Consider the following 4,021-nt stretch of genomic DNA (forward strand, 5'->3'; position numbering starts at 1 on the left):
CTCCACCTCCAGGGTCAACCCCGCCCCCTGGCCCTATACCGCCTGGGCCGCAGCCGCCCCTTGATCCGGAACCCGCAGGTGAAAGGGTCGTGGAACTAATGTTCGTTGCTGACCGAAATCAGCTTTTTACCGCCTGGAATGCGCTGGCTAACCTGGCAGACCTCGCTGGGAAGGTATCCGTCATCATTCGAGCAGAACGAGAAGACGGTTTCGACCGGATCAAGCTTCAGAACGGCGTTATCGAACCGCTGAAGGAAGCCGATCTCATTTAAGGCAAGGGGCGAAGCTACGCGCTTCGCCCCTTGCCCTGCAGTTGTGGAAATTGCTCGGAAACGGAGCCGTCTGGAGTATGATTGTGGCTTCTTAGAGTACACAGGACGGCCGGCTTGCCGTGGGTAACCCGGTTTTGGAGGTAGTTTGGTGTCTCAGTCTTTGGAGCAGGAATTCTAAGCCGGGTATTGGACCTGTATAGGGAGCTTCGTCATCGCGCTACAGGGTTTCTCGACATGGTCACCATGATGGAGGTAAAGAAGCGGCCGACGAATGGGAGAAGAAACGTCGGCTGACGGGATAGGGTCAACTTCGGCGACCTATTCTTACGTACCTAGTGTTCGATCGAATCTTGCCTCAAGCAAAATGTTAGTTCAGGCAGAGCAAAGGAGAGTCAGCCATGCCGGATATCACAACCATCAGAGAAGCATTTCAGGAACTGCTCTCTAGGATTGAGTTAAACCCTAATCGTGTTCAGTTGGCATCACAACGGTATAACGCTGTGAAGGGGACGCTGGAAAGAGCGCTGCCAGGGTATAAGGTAACGCAAATCGGATCGTTCCAGCGTAAGACCAAAATCCGGCCAGCTGATCTAAGCGATAAACTGGACATTGACGTCGTGGTTACGAGAGGAACCGCCTTCCGTTTTGCGCCCCCAGGGGAAGGCATAACGCCACAGGACGCGTTGCGAGCGGTTCGAAACGCTTTATCATCCAACAGAACCTATAAGCTTATGGAACCAACAACAGACGCACCTACAGTAATCTTGGAATACGCCGACGGCTTTACCATGGAACTGGTTCCTGCGTTCATCGACAAAACAGGGCATCACAATCACGGGCCTGGAGAGCCAGATTGCTACTTGGTTGGAACGGCTCAGGGAACTTGGGTTCCCGCTGACTACGATTATGACGCGAGTGTGATAAGCCGTTTAAACGCGTTGTGCGGGGGTGAACTGGTGCCATTCATCAAGATGTGCAAAGCCTTTCTACGAAACTATGATGTTGGATTAAAGTCCTTTCATATTGAGGTTCTTTGCACTCTAATCATCCCCGAGGCGATAGCGAACTGGAGATTACAGGGACTTAGATGGGGCTATCAACACCTGTTGGCCTATTTTCTCAGCAACGCAAGCCCACATATGCTTGGCCCTGTAACCCTGCCCGGGAGCTTCTCCCCAGGGATGGATTCAGGTATGACCTTGCTGCAATTGGAGAATACCGGTAAGCTGCTTTCAAAGCTGGGAGCGCTTGCATGGAAGATTTGTGGGTTAAAGGACTCGCCCCAAGCTCTGGAAGCGTGGGCTGAATTCTTCGGCAAGCCTTTCCCGAGGTGAGCAACTATGAACCAGGAGGAGCAACAGTACCAACATTTGCTTGATGAGTGCAGGACCATAGCGGAGAACTGCCTTTACACCGCACAGGCTCATTTTGTAACAGCAGACAGGGCAGAAACTCGTTCTCAGTGGTTTTTGACCGTACCCTCAGTTGTGGCTGGCATTTGTGGGCTACTGGTTGCATTGGGATTCCCAAATTGGATTGGTGCGGTTGCAGCGGTAGCAGGCACCGTCTCGACTGTGGCTTCCTCACTTGGAGTAGATCGGTTGGCAACCGAACACCGTATTTTGGCTAACAGTTTAACGGCGCTTCGACATGAAGCTCGGACACTGCAGGAGACAATGTGGCGTGAGATTTCCCATGAGCAACTCGTGGCGGAGGTTAGACGTCTGACTGACAAGTACAATGCGTTGATCCAGGGACCAAAGGCAACAGACATTAAGTCGTTCGAAGTAGGGCGTCGAAGGATTAAGGCTGGCTTGTTCGAGCCGGACGACTGTAAGGGATCGAAGAGGGGAGCCAATGGCCACTGCTAACCCAACACATTCGCCGGGAGTTTAGTCTACTGGCATAACGGCCTTCAGAAGCGGACTGATTGTCAATCCGTCCACACGCACTTGGTCTTCAGGAGGTATCAGTTCATGAGTAAACGCAAGCACCACTATGTGCCTCGCTTCTACTTAGAGGTGTTCCGGAGTGCTCCGAGGCGAATTCATATTTACAATCTTCCACGCCACCAGGCAATCCCCAATGCTAGCCTGAGAGATCAGTGTTATAAGCATCGCTTCTACGGTACCACTGATGACTTGGAAGAGAACCTTGCGATAATCGAGTGCCACGTTGCCCCTGTTCTTAAGGCAATCAGAGAACAAAGGGTACTTCCATCACCGGAGAGCGAAGAGCATCAGTTGCTCTTCGCCTTCGTTGCACTTCAATTGCTCCGGACCACTGCTGCCGCCGCACGGATCAACACGAGCGTGGATAAGATGACCAAGCAGGTATTCTCTAGGGACCCACGCCTTGAGGGTATTGATATAGAATCCGTAAGATTCGGTTACGACTACCCGGTACTGTTGTCTCTTTCACACCTCCCTGCGATGCTATACTCCATCTCCGACCTAAAAGCCCACTTGATTTTGGCAAGTGAAAACTCGTTCATTACGAGCGACAATCCTGTGTTCAAGTATAACCAGTATTGCGAGGCAGCACGGGAAGTTGGAGTCACGGGCGCCCTCAGCCGTGGACTACTGTTATTCCTCCCGCTCTCCCCTGGCGTTCACCTGCTACTCTATGACGGCTCGGTCTACAAAGTTGGAGACTTAAGGTCGAACATCACATCTGCGTCAGATGAGGATGTCGAACTTCTGAATATGATGCAGGTGATTAGTGCTTCAGAAAATGTGTACTTCTCTGATTGGCAGCAGGCCAAGGGACTTGAGCAACTGGCGCGAAAGGCAGCGCGTTACCGGGATCTTGACTTGGTACGAGTACTAGAGTACGGTGCTGAAAAGGATGAAAACCACTCGTTACTGCACCTTTTCGAGCGCACTCCAAACCTAGGGCTCAATCTCTCCTTCCTGAGCATTAGAAGAAATGCGCGTCGAGTTCCACTGTACGAGCGTGTGCGCAATGACCGGAAGCCCTTCCCGATGCCAGATTGGCCAGAGCCTCCCCATTTGCGCGGTCGTACGTTACGGTTTAGTCGTCTCAAGGGCTCACGTTAGCTCAGGTTTTCGCCAAAGACCTCAAGGAGTTTGTCGTGGATGTGGCCACGGACAAAGACTGGTGGAAACTCAAGGGCACCCCTACTCCAGTAAAAACCGAGACGAGAGAGATTGACCTCGGTGGGTCTGGGGTAATACAAAAAAACCCTAGGGTTCACCTTATCCTCGATGAAAATGGATGGCACCAGTAGGACTGGATTGAGTGGAGAGGATAAAGACGGCAAACTCCTAAAAGTCGAAGGGCAGCCGGTTGATGAAGACGACAACCCGATTGACCTGAAACCGGGCAAGTGACGCATTAAACCGAAATAAGTTCACGCCGCTCGTATTGGGCGGCGCGAGATTTGTTTGCGTCGCCACATCACTCACGCCGCTGGATTTAATTTTACGAGCGGCGTGACAAGAATCAGATGTTTTTTGACATAGTGAGGTGTTCAAAACCAGAAACCGCCAAGCGAGCGCAGGAGTTGATATGAATGATTAGCGATAAAGTCTTGTACTGGGTTAAATATAGCTACTTCGGCTTGCGGCCGCCCCTGATGTTGGCGATTGGGGTGGAGGTCTATAATGGACCCAGAAAACTAGACACAAAAACAGGGGGTCCTAAGCGTCAAATGAGTGTACGAAAGAAATATCCAACAGATTTTAAAGCCAAAGTTGTGCTGGAAATCCTTAAAGAAGAAAAGTCTG

4 protein-coding genes and 1 pseudogene are annotated in these 4,021 nt (G+C 51.4%); all 5 read left to right on the forward strand.

Annotated elements, in window-relative coordinates; all coding sequences use genetic code 11:
- Positions 1-98: 98 nt before the first annotated feature.
- Entirely contained in the window at positions 99-272 is a 174-nt protein-coding gene (locus tag MOST_RS17095; protein WP_161952779.1) for a hypothetical protein, read from the forward strand.
- Between the two features lie 398 nt (positions 273-670).
- Entirely contained in the window at positions 671-1,606 is a 936-nt protein-coding gene (locus tag MOST_RS00010; RefSeq protein WP_054935691.1) for an SMODS domain-containing nucleotidyltransferase, read from the forward strand.
- A 6-nt stretch (positions 1,607-1,612) separates the two neighbouring features.
- The gene (locus tag MOST_RS18375) at positions 1,613-2,143 is read left to right on the forward strand and encodes an SLATT domain-containing protein (RefSeq protein WP_054935690.1); all 531 of its coding nucleotides are present in this window, start codon (positions 1,613-1,615) and stop codon (positions 2,141-2,143) included.
- 105 nt (positions 2,144-2,248) lie between these two features.
- A complete protein-coding gene (locus tag MOST_RS00020; RefSeq protein WP_054935689.1) occupies positions 2,249-3,331 on the forward strand; it encodes a DUF4238 domain-containing protein in 1,083 nt (360 codons plus the stop codon).
- Between the two features lie 476 nt (positions 3,332-3,807).
- A pseudogene (locus MOST_RS17470) lies at positions 3,808-4,021 on the forward strand (hypothetical protein); the annotation flags it as partial.

The sequence above is a fragment of the Neomoorella stamsii genome (genome assembly GCF_002995805.1).
Taxonomy (GTDB): Bacteria; Bacillota; DSM-521; order Neomoorellales; family Neomoorellaceae; genus Neomoorella; species Neomoorella stamsii.

Excerpts from the sequence above, each read along its gene's own strand:
- MOST_RS17095 (WP_161952779.1), top strand. The coding sequence starts at position 99 with ATGTTCGTTGCTGACCGAAATCAGCTTTTTACCGCCTGGAATGCGCTG.
- MOST_RS00010 (WP_054935691.1), top strand. The coding sequence starts at position 671 with ATGCCGGATATCACAACCATCAGAGAAGCATTTCAGGAACTGCTCTCT.
- MOST_RS18375 (WP_054935690.1), top strand. The coding sequence starts at position 1,613 with ATGAACCAGGAGGAGCAACAGTACCAACATTTGCTTGATGAGTGCAGG.
- MOST_RS00020 (WP_054935689.1), top strand. The coding sequence starts at position 2,249 with ATGAGTAAACGCAAGCACCACTATGTGCCTCGCTTCTACTTAGAGGTG.